We start from the raw sequence: 996 nt of genomic DNA, 5'->3' as shown, positions 1-996 counted from the left end.
CCCCCGCGCGGGGGGGGCCCCCCCCCCCCCCCCCCCCCCCCCCCCCCCCCCCCCCCCCCCCCCGGGGGGGGCCCCCCCCCCCCCCGGGGGGGGGGCCCCCCCGCACCATGGGCACGCCCTAGCCTTACTTCGAGCTCAAGCTACAAGCCGTGTCCGCGTCTCCGCTCTTCACGCCGATCTCCTTAAGCATCACCTTGCACGTCAGCTTGGCGACACCACTCCCCCCCTCGGCAAGCTTGCAAGCGGTCTTCACCTTTTGCCCAACCACGTAGTGATGAGCACGCAGGAACGTTTCACAGTCCGCCGGGGTTGCATGCGCCGCCGGCGCGACGATGACCGTCCCTGCCACGACAGCGGTTACAGCTGCAACCGGACCCCCAAGCCACAGAGCAAGCTTCTTCTTCATATCGAGCCCCTCTCAACCGACAGGCACGCCTTGTCGACGCACCGAACCCCAAGCCGTCGCGGCGGGCGACAGCGCAGTAACGGAACGTACCGACCCGGGGGTCTTCACCCAAGGCCCCTGTTCGAAATCCAGACAGGCCGACCCGTAGCGCACCTTGCCACGGGAGCCCGTGGCCCCACATACGCAAGGCGTTGCGCTCTCCTGGAAGCTCTTCAAAACCCGTCTATTTCCCTAGCGTTGAGGCATGACCGTGCAACAGCTATCCGCCAGCGACATCAGCCATCCCACGTCGGTCCACTTGCTGGCCACTACAACGATTGACCGAAAGCTTGTTCTGTCAGGGGTCAACGCCGACGTGCTGGCTCGTGGCGACGGTGGGGGCTTGGCGATTCCGACGTGCAGCTTCTGACCCATCCAGCCTGAACGCACTTTGTCGCAGCCCCTCACATATTGCGGGGCCGGCATACCTCGGAGTAGGCCACCACCCACCCAGCGACACCGCAACAGCACAGCGCCCGGGGGGCCCCCCCCCCCCCCCCCCCCGGCGGGGGGGGGGGGGGGGGGGGGGGGGGGGGGGGGGGGGGGGGGGG

The 996-nt window shown here is 69.2% G+C and carries 1 protein-coding gene; it reads right to left on the bottom strand.

Annotated elements, in window-relative coordinates:
* Positions 1–124 precede the first annotated feature (124 nt).
* Entirely contained in the window at positions 125–406 is a 282-nt protein-coding gene (locus tag AAHZ94_RS34535; RefSeq protein ID WP_349997624.1) for a hypothetical protein, read from the bottom strand.
* Positions 407–996 lie beyond the last annotated feature (590 nt).

Origin of the sequence: Streptomyces sp. HSW2009, assembly GCF_040240285.1 — a bacterium.
Classification (GTDB): Bacteria; Actinomycetota; Actinomycetes; order Streptomycetales; family Streptomycetaceae; genus Streptomyces.
Note: the sequence above shows the minus strand (reverse complement) of the source record. Positions and strands in the feature narration are given on the sequence as shown.

Excerpts from the sequence above, each read along its gene's own strand:
- AAHZ94_RS34535 (WP_349997624.1), bottom strand. The coding sequence starts at position 406 with ATGAAGAAGAAGCTTGCTCTGTGGCTTGGGGGTCCGGTTGCAGCTGTA.